A 23,070-nucleotide genomic window follows, 5' to 3' on the forward strand; every position below is an offset into this window, starting at 1 on the left:
GCGATTACTTCTTCAGATCGGCGCGGCCGAAACCGTTCGGCAGCTGGGCGGCGGCCGTGGTCTCGAAGATGTCGCCTTTCAGGTTGGTCAACAACACCGGCAGCTCGTCGCCACCCAGTTCCAGGATCACCTGGCGGCAGGCGCCGCACGGGGCGATCGGGCCGTCGGTCTCGCCGATGACGACCAGCTGGTCGAAATCGCCCGGCTTGTAGCCGTGCGCGAAGGCGCTGAAGAAGGCAGTGCGCTCGGCGCAGTTGCACAAGCCGTAGGCCGCGTTCTCCACGTTACAGCCGTGGAAAACCTTGCCGTCACTGGTCAGCAGCGCGGCGCCGACCTTGAAGTTGGAGTAAGGCGTGTAAGCCTTCAGCCGCGCGGCGGCGGCTTCGGCGATCAGTTCTTGTTTGTTCATCAGTGTCTCCGCTTATGGACGAATGGTGCGATAGACGACAGGGTTCGCCGTCGGCGCGGCGTCGCCGATCTGGTAAGCCGCCTGGATCTCGCGCACCGCCTGCTCGGCCGCTTCCTGGGTGCGCGCATGCACCATCGCCAGCGGCTGGCCGGCTTCGATCTTGTCGCCCAGGCCCGCCAGTTGCGTCAGACCGACGGCGAAGTCGATCGGATCGGCCGCGCGGCGACGTCCGCCGCCCAGGCTCACCACCGCCAGGCCGATGCCGCGGCAGTCGGTGGTCGAGGCGTAGCCGGACTTCAGGGACGGCACCGGGATGACGATCGGCGCCTGCTCCAGATGCTTGTCCGGATTTTCCATCAAGTCGGCCGGGCCGCCCAGCGCCACCACCATGCGCGCGAAGCGCTCGGCGGCCGAACCGTTGTCCAGGCAAGCCTGCAGCTTGGCGCGCGCTTCGGTTTCGTTGGCGGCCAGTTTGCCCAGCACCAGCATCTCGGCGCACAGCGCCATCGTCACTTCGTGCAGACGCGCCGGACGCGACACGCCCGTCAGGTAATCCATTGCGCCGCGCACTTCCAGCGCATTGCCGGCGTATGGCGCCAGCGATTCGTTCATGTCGGTCAGGATGGCCGACGTCATCATGCCGGCGCCGTTGCCGACCTTGACGATGCTGTCCGCCAGCTCGACCGACTTGTCGTAGGTCGGCATGAAGGCGCCGCTACCGGCCTTCACGTCCATGACCAGCGCGTCCAGGCCGGCCGACAGCTTCTTCGACAGGATGGAGCCGGTGATCATCGCCACCGATTCCACGGTGGCGGTGACATCGCGCACGCCGTAGAAGATCTTGTCCGACGGCGCCAGCGACGAGGTCTGGCCGATGATCGCGACGCCGACTTCCTTGACGACCTTGCGGAACAGGGTGTTGTCCGGCACCGTGGTGTAGCCGGGGATGGAATCGAATTTGTCCAGCGTGCCGCCGGTGTGGCCCAGGCCACGGCCGGAGATCATCGGCACGAAACCGCCGCACGCAGCGATCATGGGGCCGAGCAGCAGCGAAACGACGTCGCCGACGCCGCCGGTCGAATGCTTGTCGACCACGGGGCCCGGCAGGTCCAGCGAGCGCCAGTCCAGCACTTCGCCGGAGTCGCGCATGGCCAGGGTGAAGGCCACGCGTTCGTCCATGGTCATATCGTTGAAGAACACGGCCATCGCCAGCGCCGCGATCTGGCCTTCGGTCACGCGATTGCTGGTGATGCCACCGACGAAGAACTTGATCTCTTCGGCGCTCAGGACGCCGCCGTCACGCTTTTTGCGTATGATCTCTTGAGGTAAAAACATGCGATTCTCCGCGTTGAGTATTAGGTATTAAGAAGGACGCCGACGGCTCACAAATGGCGGATTACGGCGTTACGCCTAATCCGCCCTACGTCTATCCATGGCATGGCTGCGTCCCGTTCGCAGATACACGTAGGGCGGATTAGCGAAGCGTAATCCGCCATCTGCGCGCTGTCGGCGGCTCAATCAAACGCCGTAAGGTATCCAGACATTCTTGACTTGCGAGGCATGCGCCAGCACCGCGCGGCCGCCGCTTTGGGCCGTACTATACCAGTCGCGCCCTTTCGCGCCGCCCACCCAGGTGCGCTTCAGCGAACCGGCCGACAGGCGTTCCACCTCAGCGCAACCCTCGGCCGAACCGTCATGACGCCACACCGCATCGATATCCGAATGCGTCGCCAGCGTGCGCGCCAACTCGTCGGCCGAACCGGTGACGATATTGATCACGCCATCCGGCAGATCCGACGTATCGAGCACCTGATACAAATCGGTGGCCGACAGCGGATGCGCTTCCGACGGCACCACCACCACGCGGTTGCCCAGCGCGATCGCCGGCGCCACCAGCGAAATAAAGCCCAACAAAGGCGCCTCGTTCGGGCAGACGATGCCGATCACGCCAACCGGCTCGTTCAACGCCACGGTCACGCCATGCATCGGTGGCTGGTGCGCCAAGCCGTCGTACTTGTCGGCCCATGCCGCGTAGTAGAACAGACGCTCGATCGACGCCTGCACTTCCTTCTCGGCGTTCTTGGTGCCGGTCATCGCGGCGATACGCGCCGCGAATTCCTCGCCGCGCGCGGCCAGGTTCTCGGCGATGTAGTACAGCACCTGCGCGCGGTTGTGCGACGTCGCTTTCGCCCAGCCGCCGGCCTTGTGCGCAGCTTCCACCGCGTTGCGGATGTCCTTGCGGCTGCCCTCGCCCACTTCGGCGATGAAGGCGCCATCGGCGCCGTGCACCGGACGGCTGTAGGCGCCATCAGGGCGCGCCTGCTTGCCGCCGATGTACATCTTGGCGGTGCGGTCGATGGCGAACGCGCCGGCGGACGGCGCTGCGGCCTTGGCCTTCTGCTTCGCTTCGACCAGCGGCGCCGCTGGACGCGCATCCTCCGACAGCGCGGTCATGTACTCGTACATGCCTTCACGGCCGCCCTCGCGGCCGAAGCCCGATTCGCGGTAGCCGCCAAAGCCGCAAGCGGCGTCGAACTGGTTGGCGGTGTTAATCCACACCACGCCAGCCTTGATCTGCGGCGCGACGTCCAGCGCCAGCGAGATGTTCTCGGTCCACACGCAGGCGGCCAGGCCGTAGACGGTGTTGTTCGCCAGTTGCACGGCTTCCGGCGGAGTGCGGAAGCTCATCGCCACCAGCACCGGGCCGAAGATCTCGGCCTGCGCCACGGCCGCGGAAGTGGACGCGCCGGTGATCAGGGTCGGCGGGTACCACGAACCGTTGGCCGGAATCTCGCATGCAGGCTGATAGACCTCGCAACCTTCGGCGCGGGCCGACTCCACCAGGCCGGCGATGCGCTGCTGCTGCACCGGATCGACCAGCGCGCCGATGTCGATCGACTTGTCCAGCGGCGAGCCGAGTGTCAGCTTGTCCATGCGCGCGCGCAGCTTGGCGAGAAACTTGTCCTGCACCGATTCCTGCACCAGCAGGCGCGAACCGGCACAGCAAACCTGTCCTTGGTTGAACCAGATCGAATCGACCAGGCCTTCGACGGCGGCATCCAGATCGGCGTCGTCGAACACGATGAACGGCGACTTGCCGCCCAACTCCAGCGACAGCTTCTTGCCGCTGCCGGCGGTGGCGACGCGGATCAGGCGACCCACTTCGGTCGAACCGGTGAAGGCGATTTTATCGATGCCCGCATGGTTGACGATCGCCTCGCCCACACGGCCATCGCCGGTGACGATATTGACCACGCCGGCGGGCACGCCGGCCTGCACGCAGATCTCGGCGAACAGCATCGCCGTCAGCGACGTGAACTCGGCCGGCTTGAAGACGATGGTGTTACCGGCCGCCATGGCGGGAGCGATTTTCCACGACAGCATCAGCAGCGGGAAATTCCACGGCACGATCTGACCGACCACGCCAACGGCGCGGTAGTCGGCGAATTCCTCTGCCTGCAATTGCGCCCAGCCGGCGTGATAGTAGAAGTGGCGCGCGGCCAGCGGCAGATCGACATCGCGCGTTTCGCGGATGGTCTTGCCGTTGTCCAGCGTCTCGAGCACCGCGAACAGGCGCGCGTGCTTTTGCAGCAGGCGCGCCAGCGAGTACATGACTTTTGCGCGGCCGTGGCCACCCAAGGCCTGCCAGCCCGGCTGCGCGCGGCGCGCGGCTTCAACGGCGCGATCGACGTCGGCGCCGGTGGCCTGCGTCAGGTCGGCCAGCTTGCCGGCGTCGGCCGGATTGGTCGAGGCGAAAAGTTCGCCCGGCTCGCTCCACGCGTTGTCGATGAACAGACCGAAGGTGCGGCCGTGCTGCTCCAACCACGCTTGCGCTTCTTTTTGGCTTTCGGGTGCTGGGCCGTATTCCATGGTATTCAGGATCTCTTTAATAGATGGCATGACGTGGTCCGTATTAAGGTTGTGCGTGGCGATGAGCGGCCGAGTAGTTCCCGGTCACATAGTGCTCAAGCTGACGCTCGATGTCGGTCAGCAGGCTGGATGCGCCGATGCGGAACAGGTGCGGCTCCAGCCACTCGTTGCCCAGCTCCTCCTTCATCAGGGTCAGGTACTGCAGCGCGGCCTTGGCCGTGCCGACACCGCCCGCCGGCTTGTAGCCGATCTTGAAGCCGGTCTGCTCGTAATAGTCGCGGATCGCCCGCACCATCGTCAGCGAGACGGGAATCGTCGCGTTGACCGGCTCCTTGCCGGTCGAGGTCTTGATGAAGTCCGCGCCGGCCATCATGCAGACCCACGACGCCTTGGCCACGTTTTCCAGGGTGACCAGTTCACCGGTCGCCAGGATCGCCTTCACGTGCGCTTCGCCGCAAGCCTGGCGGTACGCCACCATCTCGTCATACAGCGCCTGCCAGTTACCCGTCAACACGTGTTGGCGGGTGATGACGATATCGATTTCGCTGGCGCCGGCGGCGACCGACAATTCGATCTCGCGCACCTTGGTTTCCATGCTGGTCAGGCCGGCCGGGAAGCCGGTCGACACGGCGGCGATCGGCAGGCGGCCTTGCAGCACCTGCACCGCCGGCTTGATCATCTCGTGGTACACGCAGACGGCGCCGGTGGCCAGCTTGACGTCCTGCAGGCCCAATGCCTCGACCAGGTCCGAACGCAGCGGACGCATGGCCTTCATGCACAGGCGCTCGACGCGGCCCGGGGTATCGTCGCCGGACAAGGTGGTCAGGTCGATCAGGCCGATGGCCTTGACCAGCCACGCGGCCTGGTATTCCTTCTTGACGGTGCGGCGGTTGGCCAGACTGGCGGCGCGACGGTCGGCCGCGCTCTTGTTGATGTGGATATGGTTGATCCAGCCCAGGTCCAGCGGGACCGCTTCATTACGTTTGAAATCAGTAATTACGCTCATAACAGATTGCTTCCGTGGGAAAGTGGTTTCACGCCGAGGTGATGGGCCAGCGTCTGGCCGATGTCGGAGAAGGTTTCGGAGATAGGCAGCTGCTGCGCCTTCACGCCCGGACCGAAGAAGATCATCGGAATGTGCTCGCGGGTGTGGTCGGAGCCCGGCCAGGTCGGATCGCAGCCATGGTCGGCGGTGATCACCACCAGGTCGCCCTCTTTGAGCTGGGCGATGAATTCCGGCAGGCGCGCGTCCATCTCGTGCAGCGCGTTCGAGTAGCCGGTGACGTCGCGGCGGTGGCCGAAGGCCTGGTCGAAGTCGACGAAGTTCACGAACGTCAGCGACTTGTCGCCGGCTTCCTGTTCGACCTTCATCAGCGCGTCGAACAGCGCCATGTTGTCCTTGCCCTTGACCACGCGCGATACGCCCTGGGTGGCGAAGATATCGCTGATCTTGCCGAGGGCGATGACTTCGCCGCCATCGTTTTTGACGTGGTCCAGCAAGGTCGGCGCCGGCGGCGCGACGGCGTAATCATGACGGTTGGTGGTGCGGATGTAGTTGCCGTTGGCGCCCGTGAACGGACGCGCGATCACGCGGCCGATGTTGTACGGCTCGACCAGTTTGAAGGCGATCTCGCACACTTCGTACAGGCGCTCCAGGCCGAACGACTCCTCGTGCGCGGCGATCTGCAGCACCGAGTCGGCCGAGGTGTAGATAATCAGCTTGCCGGTGGCGACGTGTTCATCGCCATGCTTGTTGATGATTTCCGTGCCGGAGGCGTGGCAGTCGCCCAGGAAGCCCGGCACGCCGGTCAGCTCCTGCAGCTTTTGGGTCAGCTCGGCGGGGAACGACGGCACCGTCTTCGGGAAGTAGCCCCAGTCGAATTCCACCGGCACGCCGGCGATTTCCCAGTGGCCGGACTGTGTGTCCTTGCCGGTCGAGCGCTCGCGCGCGGCGCCGTAGGCGGCGGTGAAGCCGTCGCGCTGCGCGAAGCCCTCGGCCCATTCGCCGCTGGCGGCATGGGCGGCGGCGGCCAGGCCCAGTTTTTCCATCGTCGGCAGCGACATCGGCTTGCCGGTCTTGGCGGCCCAGGCGGCGATATGGCCGAAGGTGTTGGCGCCGACGTCGTTGTATTTGGCTGCGTCGGGCGTGGCGCCCAGACCGAAGGAGTCCAGCAGCAGGATAAATGCGCGTTTCATAGTGTGCTCCAAAAAGCAAAAAAGGCGGCCTAGCCGCCCTTCGGGTTCTTACGCCTGCGGTGTTTTGGCCACGTTGGCCAGGAAGCCGAGGATGACTTCAATCAGCGACGTCGCGGCGATGGCCGCATACTTCAAGGTCTGCTCGTGCGACAGCGGGAACGGCGACAAGCCCTCGGCCAGATTGGTGACAGCCGAAACGCCAACCACCTTCAAACCACAATGACGCGCCGACACTACTTCCGGCACCACCGACATGCCGACGACATCGGCGCCCAGCATCTTGAAGGCGCGGATTTCTGCCGGGGTTTCGAAGTTCGGACCGGCGTAGGCGATGTAAACGCCCTGGTGCAGGGTCACATTCTTCTCTTCGGCGGACTTCAACAGCAGCGCGCGCAGGTCGGCGTCGTAGGCGTTGGCCATGCTGAAGAAACGCGGACCGAAACGCTCGTCGTTGGGGCCCATCATCGGCGTGCCGGGCATGAAGTTGATATGGTCGGTCAGCGCGACCAGCGCGCCGGCGTCGACTTCGGTGCGCAGCGAACCGGCGGCGTTGGTCACGAACAGCATCTCGCAGCCCAGCAGCTTCATGGTGCGCACGGCGCTGGTCATCACGCCCAGACCGTAGCCTTCGTAGACGTGGCCACGGCCCTTCATGCACACCACCGCCACGCCGGACAAGGTGCCGATCACCAGTTCACCGGCGTGACCGTGCACGGTACTGATCGGGAAGCCTGGCAGTTCGTTGAAGCTGATGGTGACCGCGTCGGTCATCTGCTCGGCCAGCACGCCCAGGCCGGAACCCAGGATCATGGCGACGCGCGGCTTGAAATCGGCGGGAATGCGCGCGCGGATGATTTCGGCGGCCTGGAATGGGGAGTTATTCGACATGGTTATCCTCTGTTTTTATAGATGACGCGCTGCGGGCCGTAGGTTGGCCGATTGAAGTTTTACTGCGGATACTGACACTATGCATCATTCTCTATATGTATGGCAAATACCATTTTTCTTCCGCATTTATACAAAACCCGTATAAATCAGGGGTATTATCAGTGCCTGTCAACTGAGCACGCGCAGCGTCTTACGCCTTGATTGACCATTAACAAACAAATGTTTATTATATCGGACAAATGTTTTAAGGCCGACCGTGAACGATATTTCTAAAAAAGAGCAGCTCTACGAGTTGATCCGCGCCAACCCATTCATCTCCCAGCAGGATCTGGCGGTCGGGCTGCGCCTGTCGCGCTCGGCCGTGGCCGGCCACATCGCCAGCCTGATCCGCGAGCGCCGTCTGCTGGGCCGCGCCTACGTGCTGCCCGATAAACGCCCCGTGCTGTGCATCGGCGCGGCCAACCTGGACCGCAAACTGCGCAGCATCGCCGCCATGCAGCTGGGGACGTCCAATCCGGCCACCGCCGAGGAAGTCTACGGCGGCGTGGCACGCAACATCGCCGAGAACCTGGCGCGCCTGAATCTGCCGACCGCGCTGCTGACCGCCCTGGGCGACGACGGCGCCGGGCGCGCGCTGCGCGACCACGCGGAAACCGCCGGCATCGACATGCGCGGCTCGCTGAACCTGACCGACACCGCCACCGGCACCTACACCGCCATCCTCGACGAGCGCGGCGAATTGGTCGTGGCGCTGGCCGACATGACGCTGTACGACCGCATGACACCGGAGTTCCTGGCCAACCGGCTGCCGCAGCGCGCCGCCGCGTCGATGACGGTGGCGGACCTGAACCTGCCGGCCGACAGCGTCAGCGTGCTGCTCGATGGCGCCCGCGCCGACAATGTGCCGCTGATATTGGTGGCCGTGTCGCAGCCGAAGATGGCGCGCCTGCCGGCCGACCTGACCGGCCTGCGCCTGCTGATACTCAATCGCGGCGAACTCGAAACGCTGGCCGACCGCGCGCTGCCGACCGAGGCCGACGTGCGCCTGGCTTGCCGCGCCGTACTGGCGCGCGGCGCCCGGGATGTCATCGTCACCTGCGGCGGCCAGGGCGTGTTCCACACCCGCGACGGGGAGCTGGTATGGCTGGCCGCCCAGGAGGTGGACGTGGTCGACGTCACCGGCGCCGGCGACGCCTTTTCGGCCGCGGTCTGCTGGTCGCTGTACCAGGGCAGCCAGGATCTGACCCTGGCCTGCCGGCGCGGCCTGAAGGTGGCCGCGATGACACTGGAAAGCCACGAGACGGTATCGCCCATGCTGGCCGCCGACATCCTCGACGAGATCCAGGATTTTTATCCCACGCCGATCGCCCCGATGCCGCCGGTTTATTCGACCTTCGAGCCTCCCCTCTTCCCCCATAAGGACTGACCCATGCACCAATTCCTCCTGTTCTCGCCCGAAGTGGCCGCCGCCCGCGCCGCCGGCAAACCGATCGTCGCGCTGGAGTCGACCATCATCTCGCACGGCATGCCGTACCCGCAAAACGTACAGATGGCGCGCGAAGTCGAGCAAATCATCCGCGACGGCGGCGCCGTGCCGGCCACCATCGCCGTCATGGGGGGCAAGATCTGCATCGGCCTGTCGGACGAGCAGCTCGAATTGCTGGGCACCTCACCTGAGGCGATGAAGGTCAGCCGCCGCGACCTGGCCTACGTGCTGGCGCAATCGAAACTGGGCGCCACCACCGTGGCGGCGACGATGATCTGCGCGGCACTGGCGGACATCCAGGTGTTTGTCACCGGCGGCATCGGCGGCGTGCACCGGGGTGCGGAAACCAGCTTCGATATCTCGGCCGACCTGCAGGAACTGGCGCGTACCTCGGTGGCGGTGGTGTGCGCGGGCGTCAAATCCATCCTCGACATCGGCCTGACCCTGGAATACCTGGAGACGCACGGCGTACCGGTGGTCAGCGTCGGCCAGCGCGGATTCCCCGCCTTCTTCACGCGCGAGAGCGGCTTCAACGCCGACTTCCAGCTCGATACCCCGGCCGAGCAGGCGGCCTTCATCCAGACCAAGTGGCAGCTGGGCCTCGCAGGCGGCATCGTCGTCAGCAATCCGGTGCCGGAAGCGGAAGCGATGCCGAACGCGGAGATCGACGCCATTACCCTCCAGGCGCTGGGCGAAGCGGACGCGCAAGGCGTCACCGGCAAGAACGTCACGCCGTTCCTGCTCGGCCGCATCAAGCAGCTGACGGAGGGCCGCAGCCTGGCCACCAACATCGCGCTGGTGAAGAACAACGCCCGCTGCGGCGCCGCGCTGGCCTGCGCCATGCAGTCGCACTAATCGAGATTCCCGACACCAGGCCCGCCATGTCCATCGATCTGAAACAACTGAGGTACTTCCTGGCCGTCGCCGAGGAAAAGAGCTTTAGCCGCGCCGCCGAACGCCTGCACATCTCGCAGCCGCCACTGAGCCAGCAGATCATGAAACTGGAGAGCGAGCTCGGTGTCAAACTGTTCGCCCGCACCACCCGCACCTTCGAGCTGACGGTGGCCGGCAAGGCGCTCATGAGCGAGGCGTCCGAGCTGCTGGCGAAGATGCGCATGACGATCGACACCATCCGCCAGATCGACCGCGGCGAAGTGGGACGCCTGCGGGTGGGCATCGTCGGCTCGGCGATGTGGGGACCGATTCCCAGTTTGCTCGAGGAGTTCCAGACCAAGTTCCCGCGCGTGACGTGGACCCTGCACGAACTGGGGCCGACCTTGCAGTACGAGGCGCTGCGCGCCAAGCAGGTGGACGTCGGTTTCTGGCGCGAGCCCAAGCTCGACGAGGATGACCTGAAGCAGGACAACCTGCGCCAGGAACTGTGCTTCCGCGAGGACGTGTGCGTGGCCATCAACGAGCACCACCCGCTGGCGAAAGAGGAGTCGATCGAGTTGATGGACATCGCCGACGAACCGATGCTCACGCTGGCGCTCGACAAATCCTCGTTCCCGCGCTATCTGATCCAGTGCTGCGTGAAGGCAGGCTTCCAGCCGACGATTTTCCAGGAAGCGTCCGAGCCGCAAACCTTGCTGGCGATGGTGGGCGCGGGCCTGGGCGTGGCGCTGCTGCCCGAGACCACCAGCCGCATCGGCTGGCCGGGCGTGGTGTTCCTGCCGATCCGCAGCAACCCGCCATCGGCCAATCTGTACATCACCTACACCACGCTGGACGACGCACCGGTGGTGCGGGCGTTCCTGAACATCCTCAATCCTTCGAAGCCGGCTTAGTTGATCGGCCTAGTTGATCGTATCGAACGACGCGACGACGTCGACAAGCTGCTGCCGCACCCAGATATGGGCGGGGTCGCGTTGAAAGCGCTCGTGCCAGATCATCGCCGGCGACAAAGGCGCAACCTCCAGCGGCAGATCCAGCACCGCGAGCGGCAGCCTTTGCGCGAGCAGGCGCGCCAGGCGGCTTGGCATGGTGAGTATCATGTCGCTGTCGGCCACCAGCATCGCACCGGCCAAAAAGTGGGGAACGCGCAGCGCGACGTGGCGGCCAAGCCCCAGCGCCGACAGCGCGACGTCGACCGCGCTTTCCCCAGTCCCTGAAATGGTCACGGCAATGTGGCGCAAGGTCGCATAACGCTCCATACGAAGTCCGTCCGCCACCTCCGGGTGGCCTGACCTGACCACGCACACCAGCCGATCGGCGTAAAGGCCGCGCCGATGCAAACTGCCGGGCAGCGCCTGGAAAACGCCCAGCGCCAAATCCGCGCCGCCCTGCTCGATCAGCCGAACGTTGTCCCCGGCCGGCGGCGCGATATGGAGGCTGAGCGCAGGCGCATCACGCTCGAAGCGGGCGGCCAACCCGGCGAGGACCGTCATGCTCAGATGGTCGTGGGCGGCGATCGTGATGCGCCCTGTCGCGGAGGCGGGATCGAAGACGGCAGGCGAGACGATGCCCCGGGCATCTTCGAGGAGCTTGGCCACCGGCCCCGCCAGCGTCGCCCCGCGCGGCGTCAGCTCCAGTCCCAGCCTGCCGCGCACCACCAGGCGATCGCCCAGCATCGTGCGCAGCCGCCGCAGCGCGCGGCTGGCGGCCGGTTGGCTCAATCCCAGGTGCAGGCCCGCCTGGGTCACGCTCCGCTCCCGAACCAGCGCCTCGAACAGCTTTAACAGATTGAGATCGACCGTCGATAAATCCACTTGGTGCATGTTGACCATGACTTTCATGCCATTGATGTATGTCGGGGCATCATCCACCATTCCGGTTCATCTGAACAGGAGATTTTTATATGACTGCTTCCACCCCTCTTCCCTACGTGGTATTCGGCGTGACCGGCCGCACCGGCGCCGCCACCGCCGATGCGCTGTTGCGCGCCGGCGATCCGGTGCGCGTGGTGGTGCGCGACCCGGCCAAGGGCCGGCCGTGGGCCGAACGCGGCGCGGAGGTTGCCGTGGCCGACCTGACAGACCTGGCATCGATGACCAGGGCGCTCAGCCGGGCGCGGGGCGCCTATGTCGTCAGTCCGCAGCAGTACGGCCGTGAAGACCTGTTCGAGAGGGTCGCCTTGATCGCCGATACCACGGCGCGCGCCGCTGTGGCCGCGGACGTGCCCAGGCTAGTGGCGCTGTCCTCGGTGGGTGCCGACCGTGAAAGTGGAACGGGATGGATCGGGATGAACCGCATGTTCGAACAGCGGTTGGGCGACGCCGGAGTGGCCGTCATCTTCCTGCGCGCGGCCTACTTCATGGAGAACTGGATGCCTATGGTGGGACAGGCCATGCGCAGCGGCACCCTGCCGACGTTCCTGTCGCCCCCAGAGCGCGCGCTACCGATGGTGGCGACGGCCGATGTGGGTAGCACTGCGGCGGCATTGCTAAGACAAGACAGCACTGGAACGTCCGTCGCCACCCTCGCGGGTCCAAAAGACTACACGCCGAATGAAGTCGCGACCATTATTTCAGCCACGCTTCGGAAGCCTGTCGGCGTGGCGGTCCTGCCCCAGGCAGAATGGCCCAAAGCGCTGGCGGATGCCGGATTCTCAGCGGCCGCCTTGGCCGGTTTCACCGAAATGACCTGTGGCCTGAATAGCGCGCATATCGACATCAAGAGCGATCCCACCGCGCTGGCATGGACAGGAACGACGGCGCTCGAACAAGTCATCGTCGAACTGGTACAGCGTCAGCGATAAAGCTTGCTGCGGTTAGTGCGTCACGCCACCCGCCGCGCGCACATCGACAGTGTGCGCGAGCGTGGTGCGGATGGCGATGCGCAGGCCTTCGACCATGTCGTCGAGCCGCATGCTGGCCGAACCCGGATGCGAAGCCGCCTGCTGCGGCAGATAAGGAATATGGATAAAGCCGGCGCGCATGGTCGTGCCCCACTCGCTGGCCTGGTGCATCAAGCCGTAGAACACGTGGTTGCAAACGAAGGTGCCGGCGCTTTGCGACACCGACGACGGCAGGCCGGCATCGCGCAGCGCCTGCACGATCGCCTTGATCGGCAACGTGGAGAAGTAGGCGGCGGGACCGCCGGTGACGATGGGCTGGTCGACGATCTGGCGCATCTGGTTGTCCGCGATGGGCGCGTCGTCGACGTTGATGGCGACGCGTTCGATCGACAGGTCGACGCGGCCGCCGGCCTGGCCGACGGCGATCACGATACTCGGCTGCAGTTCCTCCACCGCCTGGTGCATCGCCTTCTTCGCCTGTCCGAACACGCAAGGCAATTGGCGCGCATGCACGACGAAGTCCCCTTCATGCCAGCCCTGCAGGGCGCGTACCGCTTCCCAGGAAGGGTTGATCGTCTCCTGATTGAAGGGTTCGAAACCCGTCAACAATATGATCTTTTTCATCCGCTTTGACTCCCAACTTCACTACCAGATCGCTACTCTAACCTAAATGATTGTCGTTTACATGTTCAGAAGAAAATACAGTAGTGCAATATTAGCAAGCAATAGCGGCAGCGCCGTCGCCACCTGGATTTTGACCACCGCGTTTTTGTCGGGCAGCTCCAGCAACGCCGCCGGCACGATGTTGAAGTTCGCCGCCATTGGCGTCATCAAGGTGCCGCAGTAGGCGCTGAACATGCCGATGGCCGCCATGACTGCGGGGTTCGCGTGGTACACCCCCACCAGCACCGGGATGCCGACGCCGCCGGCGATCACCGGGAAGGCGGCGAAGCCGTTGCCCATGATGATGGTGAACAGCGCCATGCCGATGCAGTACACCGCCACCGCCACCAGCTTCACATCCATGTTGATGTACGAGGTGACCACGTGCGCCACGGCCTTGCCCATGCCCGCCTCGGTGAACAACAAGCCAAGCACCGCCAGCATGTGCGGCAGCACAACCGCCCAGCCCAGATGGTCGACCAGCCGGCGCGACTCGCGCATCGCCTGCAGCGGCGTGGCGCGCGTCAGCCAGCACGCGGTGGCGACGGCGAACAGCGAACCGCATCCGAGGCTGACCAGGGTCGTGTTCTTCGGGTCGAGCAGGAACAGGCCGTCGAATTTTACGTCCTTCAGCAAGGTCGAACCGATCATCGTCGTGATTGGAATGATCAACGCGGGGATCAGCAGCTTGTGGCCGAGCCGCTGCGCGCTGTCGCGGCGCTGCTCGGGCGAGCGCTCGCCGTAGCGTCCGAGCGTGACGCCGCCGAAGCCTGCGATCAGCGCCATCACCACCATCACTGCGCCCGCCGCCACCGGCGACAGCCAGTCTCCGGCCAGGTAGACCACCGCGTACAAGGCCCAGAACAGCGCGCTGGAATAGCGCTTGGGATTGTGGGGGTCGCGCAGCGCCATGACGGCGATCATCAGCAGCATCGCGCCCAGCACCAGGTAGAAAAAGTCGAGCCTCAGTATCATGGCTGGCCCTTCATCATCGCGCGGGCGATGTGGGCGTCGAGCCGGTGCAGCCGCCAGGAGTGGATGATGAAGGCCGTCACCGCCGTCGGGATGCCCCACATCGCGATATGCAGCGGATCGACCTCGATGCCCTCGCCGCGCAGGATGGTTTGCATCAGCACGATGGCGCCGAAGGCCACGAACACGTCCTCGCCGAAGAACAGGCCGACGTTGTCGGTGGCGGCGGACATGGCGCGGATGCGGTGGCGCAGCGCGTCGGTCAGCGCCGGGTAGCGGTTCTCGGCCGCGCCCTCGGCCATCGGCGCGATCAGCGGGCGCACCATGTTCGGATGGCCGCCGATGCTGGTCAGGCCGAAGGCCGCGGTGATCTCGCGGATCGCCAGATAGACGATCAGCAGGCGTCCGGTGGTGGCCGACTTGATGCGCGCGATCGACGCCTGCGCGTGCTCCTTCAACCCGTAGCGTTCCAGCAGGCCGATGGCCGCCAGCGGCAGCAGCAAAATCAGCGGCAGGTTGCGGGTCTTGATGAAGGCCGCGCCCAGCACCGCCAACAGATGCCCCACGTCCATCGCCGCCGCGAAACCGGTGACAGCGCAGGCGGCGATCACCACCAGCACCGGATGCGCGCGCAACGCGAAACCAAGAATGATAACGGCCACGCCAAGCAACGGCCAAAGATTAACAGTGTGATTCATTTCAACTCCGGGGTCAGGTCCACCAATGCTACACGAGCCGGACTGTCAGGCGCCGCGCCACCGGCCTACGCTCCAGCCCGTGTAGAAATGGTGGACCTGACCCCGGATGTAAAAATCCCCGCGCACCTTGCGATGCGCGGGGATCCGGTCATGGCTTCAGGTTAGAAGTTGACTTTGAACGTGGCGCCCCACGTGCGCGGTTCGTTGAGCATGCCGGTCAGGTTGTCGAACTCGATGGCGCTGAGCAGGACGATCTTGTTGGTGATGTTGCGGCCGAAGGCGGCCACTTCATACTTGCCGTCGCCCCATTTGTAGCCGACCCGCACGCCGCCTTCAACCAGCGACTTGGCGCGGTATTCCGGCGCGGTGTAGAGGAAGAAGTTGTAGCCGCTGCGATAGCTCCAGTCCGTCAGCGCATACAGTTCGCCGTTGGCGACGTCGGTGCTGTACTTGAGCGTGAAGTTGGCCTGGTGGCGCGGCGCGCGCGGCAGGTCGTTGCCGTCGATCAGGACGTTGCCAGGGAAGCCGACGGCCACCGGATCGGTCGGGGTGCAACCGAGGCCGGCGTTGTTGGCCAGGTTGCCGCAATATTGCACGCGCACCCGCGGGTCCTTGATCTCGGTGTCGTTGAAGCTGTAGCCGGCGGTGGTGCTGAAGCCGTAGCCCAGGTTGGCCTGGAAGTCGAGCTCGACACCCTGGCCGGTGACCTTGTCGGCGTTGAGCAGCTGGTTCATGTTGATGGTGCCGCTGCCGGCGGTCAGCTGCTTGTCCTTGACGCGATACTGGAACACGGCCGCGCTCAGGCGGGCGCGCCTGTCGAACAGGTCCTGCTTGACGCCGGCCTCGAACGACAGCGCCTTTTCGGCGCCGGCCATCGACGGCACGTCGGCCAGGCCGTTGAGGCGCCCCTGCATCGACGGCGCGCGGTAGCCGGTGGCCACGCGGGCGAACAGGTTGGTGTTCTTGTCCAGTTCGTAAGTGCCGCTGGCGTCCCAGCTGATGTTGCTCGAGTCGCTGTTCAACGCGTGCGACGCCGTCACCAGCGCGTTGGCGGCGTTGAAGTCGGTGCGCGAGGCGCTGAAGTCCTTCTTGTCGCTGGTGTAGCGAACGCCGCCGCGCACTTTCAGTTTCTCGGACACCGTGTAGTTCAGCGAACCGAACGCGGCCCACGATTTCGAATCCTGGAACTGGCGCGCGAAGGCGGTGTTCTGCGGATTGCCAGCAGCGAACGAGTCGAAGCTGATACTGTCGATCTGGATGTTTTCCTTGAAATAGAACAGCCCACCGATCCATTGCAGCGGGCCGGCGTAGTTGGACTCGGCGCGGAACTCTTGCGTGAACTGCTTGTGGTCCGGCAACAAGTCGGCGGTCTCGACCGGGAACGGAATACGGCCCGGGCCGTATGGCGGCGCGAACACGGCGCCATAACCGCCGTCGACGTCGGCGCGGCTGTTGAACTTGAGTTTTTCGTAGCCGGTGATCGAGTGCAGCGTAATATCGCCCGCGTTGTACTTCAGGCGCATGCTGCCGCCCTTGGTTTCCAGCTTCTGGTAGTTGACGCCGTCGGTCGGGTAGGAACCGTAGTCGAAACCGTCAACGATGTCGTTGGTGCCCTGCTTGATGATGTTGGCGCGGAACAGGGTGGCGCTGCCATGGTAGTTGCGCTGGTGGTAGTTAAACAGTGCGCTGAAATCCTTGTTCGGCTGCACCAGCGCCTGAAGGCGGAAGGCGTTGTCGCCGTAGCCTTCGAAGTCCTGGGTGCCCTTGCCCGGGGTCGGGTTGGTGTTGTGCACGCGGTCGTCGCGGTGCTGGCTGGTGCCGGAGAAGCGCAGCGCAACGGTGTCGCTGACCGGGAAGTTGAACGCGCCTTCGACATTCTTGGCCGAGTAGTTGCCGATGCCCAGCTGCAAATAGCCTTCCTGCTTGAAGACCGGCTTGGCCGAGTCGAACTTGATCACGCCGGCCGGGGAGTTACGGCCGAACAGCGTGCCCTGCGGGCCGCGCAGCACTTCGACCTGGTCGACGTCGAATACCGGGAAGCCCTTGAGCATGGCGTTTTCCTGGACGATGTCGTCCATCACGTAGCCAACCGGCTGCGAGGCGTTCAGGTCGAAGTCGGTGTTGCCCAGACCGCGAATGTAGAAGCGCGGGAAGGCGCGGCCGTAGTCCGATTCGATGTTCAGGGAGGGCGAGCGGCCCGACAGCACGCGGATGTCGCCGGCGCCGGAGGTCAGCACGTCGAGCTTGTCGCCTTTGATGGTGGCGATCGACATCGGCACGTCCTTGATGTTCTCGGCGCGGCGCTGCGCGGTCACGATCACGGTTTCCAGCTGGTTGCCGGTGCTGCCGGTGGCGGCGGGCGCAGCCGCAGCGTCTTGTCCCTCAGCGGCTGCCGGCTGGGCGTTCGCGCCCGCTTCGGTGGCCAGGGCCATGTGCAGCGGGAAGGCGCTCGCCACGGCCAGGGCGATCAACGACCGCGCTGCGAAACCACTACTGTTCTTGCTCATAAATGCTGCTCCCGGTTGTATAAGTTTGGATGGTATTTGTAGTTATTCCGATCATCCTAGCATGGAAAAAAATGACATAAACCTACTTTTTCCATGGTTCGATTCATATCTATTTTATATAAATGACTAAATAAAATCGAATTTGTCGTACATATCCATGGTGATGCATAGTGACGGATTGCCTAAAAAATAGCCGATTCCCCAGCGGAAACGCTGGTGGCTTGCAGCAATGAAGGGTATTTGAGAATGACAGGGGGCCGCTGGCCCAGCCCGCTTGATGCGTGGCGCCCGGCTTATCCGAACGGCAGGAAGTTTTTCCAACAGGACAAAAAGCAACAATACAAAAATATTTAATTTGGCGCCGACTGTTGCGGCAGTGCGACATAGGCGCCGCGGACGGACCTGGCGGGCGCGCAAGACGGGTTGACGCGCGCTGCAATTTAGACAAGCTTTCGACGCCCCGTGGTGGCGGGAAGCGGCCAAGTCAGAGGTAACGCTCTAAAAATCAGGGGTTTGCCGCCATAAAACGGCACCGGATTATATGTTTCGTCCAATAAAAATATACAATATCGATCTTCCAGGAGCCTACTCATGAAACTTTCACAACTTAGTTTGACGGTTGCAGCTATCTGTATCGCTGCCAGCGCGTCCGCGGCGGATCCAAAACTGGCCATCGTGTATGACGCGGGCGGCAAGTTCGACAAATCGTTCAACCAGTCCGCTTTTGAAGGCGCCTCGCGCTTCAAGAAGGAAACCAATATCAATTTCACCGAGGTGCAAGCCTCCAGCGACACCCAGGCCGAGCAAGTGCTGCGCGGCCTCGCGCGCAAGAACATGGACTTGATCGCCTCGATCGGCTTCGCCCAGCAGTCGGCCGTGCAGAAGGTCGCCAAGGAATTCCCGAAGGTGCGTTTCGTGCTGATCGACGGCGTGGCGCAAGGCGCCAACATCAACTCGATCACCTTCAAGGAAGAAGAAGGCTCGTATTTGGTCGGCGTGGCCGCCGCGATGGCGTCCAAAACCAAAAAACTCGGCTTCATCGGCGGTGTCGACATCCCGCTGATCCGCACCTTCGCCTGCGGCTACACCCAGGGCGCGAAGGCGGTCGACAAAAAGGTCGATGTCACCTCCAACATGGTCGGCACCACCGCCGACTCGTGGAACAACCCTGCCAAGGGCGGTGAGCTGGCCCGCTCGCAGTTCGACCGCGGCGTCGACGTGGTATTCGCGGTGGCCGGCGGTTCGGGCCTCGGCACGCTGCAGACGGCCAAGGAAAAAGGCAAGCTGGCCATCGGCGTCGACTCCAACCAGAACCACCTGTATCCGGGTGCGATCCTGACTTCGATGGTCAAGCGCGTCGACAACGCCGTCTACGACTCCTTCATGCAGGTCAAGGCCGGCACCTGGAAGGCCGGCGTGACCGCCAAGGGCATCAAGGAAGGCGGCGTCGATTGGGCGCTGGACGCCAACAATCGTTCGCTGATCACGCCGGAGATCGAAAAGCGCGTGCTGGGCGCGCGCAAGGACATCATCGACGGCAAAGTGAAGGTCTTCGATATCCGTTCCGGCGCGGCCTGCCCGGTCTGACACCAGTTTGAACACGAGCGCGCCGCCGGGGTTGTCCCCCGAGCGGCGCGTTTAACGTTTTAAGCGTTTAGTGTTTTACGCGTTTACTATCTAACCGAACCGAAAACGACCCTATGCAGCCAGCAGTAGAATTTCGCGGCATCTCCAAGCATTTCGGAGCTGTCAAGGCGAACACGGATGTCAGCTTCGCCATTGCCAAGGGATCGATCCACGGCCTGGTGGGCGAGAACGGCGCCGGCAAATCGACCCTGATGAGTATCCTGTACGGCTACTACCGCGCCGACGGCGGGGAGATCCTGCTCGATGGTCAGGCGCGCCGCATCCACAACAGCCAGGAGGCGATCGCGCTCGGCATCGGCATGGTGCACCAGCACTTCATGCTGGTCGAGAACATGACGGTGCTCGACAACGTCATGCTGGGCAGCGAGGGCGGGTTCAAGCTCCAATCGAAGCGCGCCGCCGTCGAGGCAAAGCTGCGCGAGATCTGCGCGCGCTACCAGCTCGACGTCGATCCGCTGGCCACCATCCACGACCTGTCGGTGGGCGCGCAGCAGCGCGTCGAGATCCTCAAGCAGATATACCGCAGCGCCAACATCCTGATCCTCGACGAGCCGACCGCCGTGCTGACGGCGCAGGAGACAGCGTCGCTGTTCGAGATCCTGCGCCTGTTCAAGGAGCAGGGCAAAACCATCATCCTGATCACCCACAAGCTGCAGGAAATCCTCGACATCACCGACACCGTCACCGTGATGCGCGGCGGCCGCGTGATCGGCGCCGTGCCGACCGCCGGCACCACCAAGGAAGACCTGGCCAACATGATGGTCGGCCGTCCGATCGAAAACAACCTGCCGCGCGCGCCGTACAACCCCGGCGCGCCGGTGCTGCGCGTCGAGAACCTTCAGCTCAGCGATGACCAGCAGGTCAAGCTGCTGGCCGACATCGGCTTCACGCTGCGCGCCGGCGAGATCGTCGCCATCGCCGGCGTCTCCGGAAACGGCCAAAGCGAATTGATGGAGATCCTGTCGGGCATGCGCCTGCCGACCTCCGGCAAGCTGGAATTCCTCGGCAAGGACCTGCCGTACGCCGGCCGCTCGGATCCGGACGGCCTGCCGCGCACTTTCCGCGAACTGGGCATCGCCCACGTGCCGGAGGACCGCCTGCGCGACGGCGTCGTCAAGGCATTCTCGGTCATGCACAACACCATCCTCGGCTACCAGGACAAGCTGAAAAACAAATGGGGCCTGCTTAACTTCAAGGCCATCGCGGCGCGCTGCGACGCGCTGATGAAAAGCTTCGACGTGCGTCCAGATAACCACGACCTGCGTATCGGCCTGCTCTCCGGCGGCAACCAGCAGAAAGTGGTGATCGCGCGCGAAGTGCTGGCGCAGCCCAAGCTGATGCTGGTGGGCCAGCCCACGCGCGGCGTCGACATCGGCACCATCGAGAGCATCCACAAACAGCTGCTGGCCCTGCGCGACTCCGGCGTGGCCATCCTGCTGGTGTCGGTCGAACTGGAGGAAGTGCGCGCGCTGGCGGACCGCATCCTCGTCATGTGCGGTGGCCGCATCACCGGCGAACTGAAAATTGAAGAATTCGACACGACCCGTATCGGCTTGCTGATGGGCGGAATGCACAAATCATGAACAAAGACCTGCCACGCTGGGCGACCGCGTTTGCCCTGCCCCTTCTGAACCTGGTGTCCGCCTTGCTGGTGACCGCGCTGGTGATCCACCTGCTGGGCGAGAGCCCGACCGAATCGCTGGCGATCCTGATCAACAGCGCCGTCGTCAATCCGGAAGGCTTGAGCTACACGCTGTTCTACGCTTCCACTTTCATCTTCACCGGTCTGGCCGTGTCGATCGCCATGGAAGCGGGCCTGTTCAACATCGGCGCCGAAGGCCAGATGTACTTCGCCGGCCTTGGCCTGACACTGGCGATGCTGACCTTCGACAGCACCTTGCCGGCGTTGGTGCTGATCCCGGTCGGCATGATCGGCGCCGCGCTGTTCGGCGCGCTGTGGGCCTTCGTGCCCGGCTATCTGCAAGCGAAGCGCGGCAGCCACGTGGTGGTCACCACCATCATGTTCAACTACATCGCCGCCGCGCTGATGAACACCGTGATCGTCAAGCTGGTGCCGGCGGGCGAGCAAAATCCTGCCAGCCGCGCCTTCGCGGCCGCCGCCGAAATGCCGCGCCTGAACCAATGGTTTCCGGTGCTGGGCGAGACCCCGCTCAACATCAGCTTCTTCCTGGCGATCATCGCGCTGGTGATCTACGGCGTGGTGGTGTCGCGCTCCTCGTGGGGCTTCAAGCTGCGCGCCACGGGCCTGAACAAACACGCCGCCCACTACGCGGGCATCCGTATCAGCAAGATGATCATCATCGTCATGCTGATCTCGGGCGCGCTGGCCGGTCTCGGATCGGTCAATTCCATCATGGGCTCGACCCACTACCTGTCGCTCAACTTCGTCGGCGGCGCGGGCTTCATCGGCATCGCCATCGCGCTGATGGGCCGCCAGCATCCGGTCGGCATTTTCCTGTCGGCGGTGCTGTTCGGGGCGCTGACCCAGGGCGGCTTCGACCTGTCGCTGGAGAAGCAGAACATCCCGCCGGAGACGGTGATCCTGGTGCAGGGATTGATCATCCTGTTCTGCGGCGCGATGGAAAACCTGTATGCGCCGGTGATCGCCAAAATGCTCAAACTGAAGAAGTGAGGACACTATGACTTTTGACGACCTCCATATCGGCAGTATCCTGGTATCGACCGTGCGCAACGCGCCGGTGCTGATTTTTGCCGGCATGGCCGGCCTGTTCGCCGAGCGCTCGGGCGTGATCGACATCGGCCTCGAAGGCAAAATCCTGGCGTCGGCGTTCGTCTCGGCGGCCGTCGCCTTCACCACGCAGAACCCGTGGTACGGCGTCATGGCCGGCATCGTGGTGTCGATGCTGCTGGCCAGCCTGCAGGCCTACATCGCCATCACCCAGAAGGGCAACCAGCTGGTGGCCGGCATCGCCATCAACATCGCCATGAGCGGCCTGACCTTCGTGGTGGCGCAGTACATCTTCCAGCAGGGCGGCCGCACGCCGGACCTCGGGTCCGCGCGGCTGTTCGACGTGGTGCTGCCCGGGACGGCGGCGGTCGAGGGCATCCCGGTCATCGGCTGGGTGTACGCGCATCTGATCGGCGGCCATTCGGTGCTGGTGTACATGGCCTTCGCGCTGGTGCCCCTGGTGCACTGGATCGTTTATCACAGCCGCTTCGGCCTGCGCCTGCGCGCCTGTGGCGAGAACCCGCACGCGGCCGACGCGGCGGGCGTGAGCGTCGAGCGCCAGCGCTACATGGCGATGCTGATCGCCGGTTTCCTGTGCTCGTTCGCTGGCGCCTACCTGTCGATCGTGCAGAGTGGCTTCTTCCTGCGCGACATGTCGGCCGGCGCCGGCTACCTGGCGCTGACCGCGATGGTGTTCGGTAACTGGCGTCCGCTGTACACCTTCCTGGGCTGCCTGATGTTCGGCTTCTTCGGCGCGGTGCAAATCCAGATCGAAGGCGTGGAACTGCCGGGCATCGGCCGCCTGCCGGGCGCGATGATCCAGATGGTGCCGTACGTGCTGACCGTGATCGTGCTGGCCGGCTTGATGGCCAAGTCGGTGGCGCCGAAATCGCTCGGCATCCCGTTCGTCAAGTCGCGCTAAGCGCGCGCTCCCCTAGCGGAACTCCCGCATATACACCAGCAGATCGGCGATCTGCTGGTCGTCGCTGATGCCCCAGAACCGCATGCTGGTCCCCGGCACCACGTCGTGCGGCGCGCGCATGTAGGCGGCCAGCTTTTGCTCGGTCCAGACGATGCCTGATTTCTTCATCGCTTCGGAATACTTGAAGTCCGGCGTGGCAGCGGCTTTGCGGCCGATGATGCCGTTCAGCTGCGGGCCATAGCCGGCCTGCGCGTAGGGGCCGACCTGATGGCACGAGGCGCACTTGCGGAACGCCGCTTGGCCTGCCTTGGCGTTGCCGACGTAACCGACGGCGCCAGCATGGCTTGAGAGGAGCAAGGTCGCTAT

The 23,070-nt window shown here is 64.2% G+C and carries 20 protein-coding genes; 8 read left to right on the forward strand and 12 right to left on the reverse strand.

Annotated features, from left to right (window positions below; translation table 11 throughout):
* Positions 1 to 4 precede the first annotated feature (4 nt).
* From NHH73_26065 to xapA, 6 genes are all read right to left on the reverse strand, one after another.
* Positions 5 to 409 carry a cytidine deaminase gene (locus NHH73_26065; GenBank protein ID USX25994.1) on the reverse strand — a complete coding sequence of 135 codons (405 nt, stop codon included), beginning with the start codon at positions 407 to 409 and terminating at the stop codon, positions 5 to 7.
* A 12-nt stretch (positions 410 to 421) separates the two neighbouring features.
* Positions 422 to 1,744, reverse strand: a complete 1,323-nt coding sequence (gene deoA, locus NHH73_26070; GenBank protein USX25995.1) for a thymidine phosphorylase — start codon at positions 1,742 to 1,744, stop codon at positions 422 to 424.
* Between the two features lie 183 nt (positions 1,745 to 1,927).
* Positions 1,928 to 4,279: an aldehyde dehydrogenase family protein gene (locus NHH73_26075; GenBank protein USX29712.1), complete on the reverse strand. Its 2,352-nt coding sequence runs from the start codon at positions 4,277 to 4,279 to the stop codon at positions 1,928 to 1,930.
* Positions 4,280 to 4,322: 43 nt separating this feature from the next.
* A complete protein-coding gene (gene deoC / locus NHH73_26080) occupies positions 4,323 to 5,285 on the reverse strand; it encodes a deoxyribose-phosphate aldolase (GenBank protein ID USX25996.1) in 963 nt (320 codons plus the stop codon).
* Positions 5,282 to 6,475, reverse strand: coding sequence for a phosphopentomutase (locus tag NHH73_26085; protein ID USX25997.1), 1,194 nt, complete (start codon positions 6,473 to 6,475; stop codon positions 5,282 to 5,284). Before NHH73_26085 ends, deoC begins: the two co-directional genes overlap by 4 nt.
* Positions 6,476 to 6,523: 48 nt before the next feature.
* Positions 6,524 to 7,363, reverse strand: coding sequence for a xanthosine phosphorylase (gene xapA, locus NHH73_26090; protein USX25998.1), 840 nt, complete (start codon positions 7,361 to 7,363; stop codon positions 6,524 to 6,526).
* Between the two features lie 256 nt (positions 7,364 to 7,619).
* Between xapA and NHH73_26095 the strand changes: the two genes are divergently transcribed.
* From NHH73_26095 to NHH73_26105, 3 genes are read left to right on the forward strand one after another with little or no spacing between them, the layout of a single operon-like run.
* Positions 7,620 to 8,789 (forward strand): winged helix-turn-helix transcriptional regulator, encoded by a 1,170-nt coding sequence (locus NHH73_26095; GenBank protein USX25999.1) that lies wholly within the window; start codon positions 7,620 to 7,622, stop codon positions 8,787 to 8,789.
* 3 nt (positions 8,790 to 8,792) lie between these two features.
* Positions 8,793 to 9,704 carry a pseudouridine-5'-phosphate glycosidase gene (locus NHH73_26100; GenBank protein ID USX26000.1) on the forward strand — a complete coding sequence of 304 codons (912 nt, stop codon included), beginning with the start codon at positions 8,793 to 8,795 and terminating at the stop codon, positions 9,702 to 9,704.
* 26 nt (positions 9,705 to 9,730) lie between these two features.
* A complete protein-coding gene (locus NHH73_26105; GenBank protein ID USX26001.1) occupies positions 9,731 to 10,636 on the forward strand; it encodes a LysR family transcriptional regulator in 906 nt (301 codons plus the stop codon).
* A gap of 9 nt (positions 10,637 to 10,645) precedes the next feature.
* Here the strand turns inward: NHH73_26105 and NHH73_26110 are convergent, their stop codons facing one another.
* Positions 10,646 to 11,617 (reverse strand): LysR family transcriptional regulator, encoded by a 972-nt coding sequence (locus NHH73_26110; GenBank protein USX26002.1) that lies wholly within the window; start codon positions 11,615 to 11,617, stop codon positions 10,646 to 10,648.
* 29 nt (positions 11,618 to 11,646) lie between these two features.
* Between NHH73_26110 and NHH73_26115 the strand changes: the two genes are divergently transcribed.
* Positions 11,647 to 12,546 carry an NmrA family NAD(P)-binding protein gene (locus NHH73_26115; GenBank protein ID USX26003.1) on the forward strand — a complete coding sequence of 300 codons (900 nt, stop codon included), beginning with the start codon at positions 11,647 to 11,649 and terminating at the stop codon, positions 12,544 to 12,546.
* A 12-nt stretch (positions 12,547 to 12,558) separates the two neighbouring features.
* Here the strand turns inward: NHH73_26115 and pcp are convergent, their stop codons facing one another.
* The 4 genes from pcp to NHH73_26135 form a co-directional block, all read right to left on the reverse strand.
* The gene (pcp, locus tag NHH73_26120) at positions 12,559 to 13,209 is read right to left on the reverse strand and encodes a pyroglutamyl-peptidase I (GenBank protein ID USX26004.1); all 651 of its coding nucleotides are present in this window, start codon (positions 13,207 to 13,209) and stop codon (positions 12,559 to 12,561) included.
* Positions 13,210 to 13,266: 57 nt separating this feature from the next.
* Entirely contained in the window at positions 13,267 to 14,223 is a 957-nt protein-coding gene (locus NHH73_26125; GenBank protein USX26005.1) for a DUF979 domain-containing protein, read from the reverse strand.
* Positions 14,220 to 14,918: a DUF969 domain-containing protein gene (locus NHH73_26130; protein USX26006.1), complete on the reverse strand. Its 699-nt coding sequence runs from the start codon at positions 14,916 to 14,918 to the stop codon at positions 14,220 to 14,222. Before NHH73_26130 ends, NHH73_26125 begins: the two co-directional genes overlap by 4 nt.
* Positions 14,919 to 15,079: 161 nt before the next feature.
* Positions 15,080 to 17,425, reverse strand: a complete 2,346-nt coding sequence (locus NHH73_26135; GenBank protein ID USX26007.1) for a TonB-dependent receptor — start codon at positions 17,423 to 17,425, stop codon at positions 15,080 to 15,082.
* 591 nt (positions 17,426 to 18,016) lie between these two features.
* Here NHH73_26135 and NHH73_26140 point away from each other — a divergent pair.
* The 4 genes from NHH73_26140 to NHH73_26155 all read left to right on the forward strand — a co-directional run bounded on the left by NHH73_26140 (position 18,017) and on the right by NHH73_26155 (position 22,704).
* Entirely contained in the window at positions 18,017 to 19,012 is a 996-nt protein-coding gene (locus tag NHH73_26140) for a BMP family ABC transporter substrate-binding protein (GenBank protein USX26008.1), read from the forward strand.
* A 113-nt stretch (positions 19,013 to 19,125) separates the two neighbouring features.
* Positions 19,126 to 20,655: an ABC transporter ATP-binding protein gene (locus NHH73_26145; GenBank protein ID USX26009.1), complete on the forward strand. Its 1,530-nt coding sequence runs from the start codon at positions 19,126 to 19,128 to the stop codon at positions 20,653 to 20,655.
* Positions 20,649 to 21,725 (forward strand): ABC transporter permease, encoded by a 1,077-nt coding sequence (locus NHH73_26150; GenBank protein ID USX29713.1) that lies wholly within the window; start codon positions 20,649 to 20,651, stop codon positions 21,723 to 21,725. The genes NHH73_26145 and NHH73_26150 overlap by 7 nt, the downstream gene beginning before the upstream one ends.
* A gap of 7 nt (positions 21,726 to 21,732) precedes the next feature.
* On the forward strand, positions 21,733 to 22,704 hold the full coding sequence (locus NHH73_26155; GenBank protein ID USX26010.1) for an ABC transporter permease: 972 nt from the start codon (positions 21,733 to 21,735) through the stop codon (positions 22,702 to 22,704).
* 12 nt (positions 22,705 to 22,716) lie between these two features.
* Here the strand turns inward: NHH73_26155 and NHH73_26160 are convergent, their stop codons facing one another.
* Entirely contained in the window at positions 22,717 to 23,061 is a 345-nt protein-coding gene (locus NHH73_26160) for a c-type cytochrome (protein ID USX26011.1), read from the reverse strand.
* Positions 23,062 to 23,070: the final 9 nt, after the last annotated feature.

It is taken from the genome of Oxalobacteraceae bacterium OTU3CINTB1 (genome assembly GCA_024123955.1).
GTDB lineage: Bacteria > Pseudomonadota > Gammaproteobacteria > Burkholderiales > Burkholderiaceae_D > Rugamonas.

Bases quoted from the DNA above. Each gene is read 5' to 3' on its own strand.
- NHH73_26100 (USX26000.1), top strand. From the start codon at position 8,793: ATGCACCAATTCCTCCTGTTCTCGCCCGAAGTGGCCGCCGCCCGCGCC.
- pcp (USX26004.1), bottom strand. From the start codon at position 13,209: ATGAAAAAGATCATATTGTTGACGGGTTTCGAACCCTTCAATCAGGAG.
- NHH73_26115 (USX26003.1), top strand. From the start codon at position 11,647: ATGACTGCTTCCACCCCTCTTCCCTACGTGGTATTCGGCGTGACCGGC.
- NHH73_26145 (USX26009.1), top strand. From the start codon at position 19,126: ATGCAGCCAGCAGTAGAATTTCGCGGCATCTCCAAGCATTTCGGAGCT.
- NHH73_26125 (USX26005.1), bottom strand. From the start codon at position 14,223: ATGATACTGAGGCTCGACTTTTTCTACCTGGTGCTGGGCGCGATGCTG.
- deoA (USX25995.1), bottom strand. From the start codon at position 1,744: ATGTTTTTACCTCAAGAGATCATACGCAAAAAGCGTGACGGCGGCGTC.
- NHH73_26065 (USX25994.1), bottom strand. From the start codon at position 409: ATGAACAAACAAGAACTGATCGCCGAAGCCGCCGCCGCGCGGCTGAAG.
- xapA (USX25998.1), bottom strand. From the start codon at position 7,363: ATGTCGAATAACTCCCCATTCCAGGCCGCCGAAATCATCCGCGCGCGC.
- NHH73_26130 (USX26006.1), bottom strand. From the start codon at position 14,918: ATGAATCACACTGTTAATCTTTGGCCGTTGCTTGGCGTGGCCGTTATC.
- NHH73_26135 (USX26007.1), bottom strand. From the start codon at position 17,425: ATGAGCAAGAACAGTAGTGGTTTCGCAGCGCGGTCGTTGATCGCCCTG.
- NHH73_26155 (USX26010.1), top strand. From the start codon at position 21,733: ATGACTTTTGACGACCTCCATATCGGCAGTATCCTGGTATCGACCGTG.
- NHH73_26140 (USX26008.1), top strand. From the start codon at position 18,017: ATGAAACTTTCACAACTTAGTTTGACGGTTGCAGCTATCTGTATCGCT.
- NHH73_26085 (USX25997.1), bottom strand. From the start codon at position 6,475: ATGAAACGCGCATTTATCCTGCTGCTGGACTCCTTCGGTCTGGGCGCC.
- NHH73_26110 (USX26002.1), bottom strand. From the start codon at position 11,617: ATGGTGGATGATGCCCCGACATACATCAATGGCATGAAAGTCATGGTC.
- NHH73_26105 (USX26001.1), top strand. From the start codon at position 9,731: ATGTCCATCGATCTGAAACAACTGAGGTACTTCCTGGCCGTCGCCGAG.
- deoC (USX25996.1), bottom strand. From the start codon at position 5,285: ATGAGCGTAATTACTGATTTCAAACGTAATGAAGCGGTCCCGCTGGAC.
- NHH73_26075 (USX29712.1), bottom strand. From the start codon at position 4,279: ATGGAATACGGCCCAGCACCCGAAAGCCAAAAAGAAGCGCAAGCGTGG.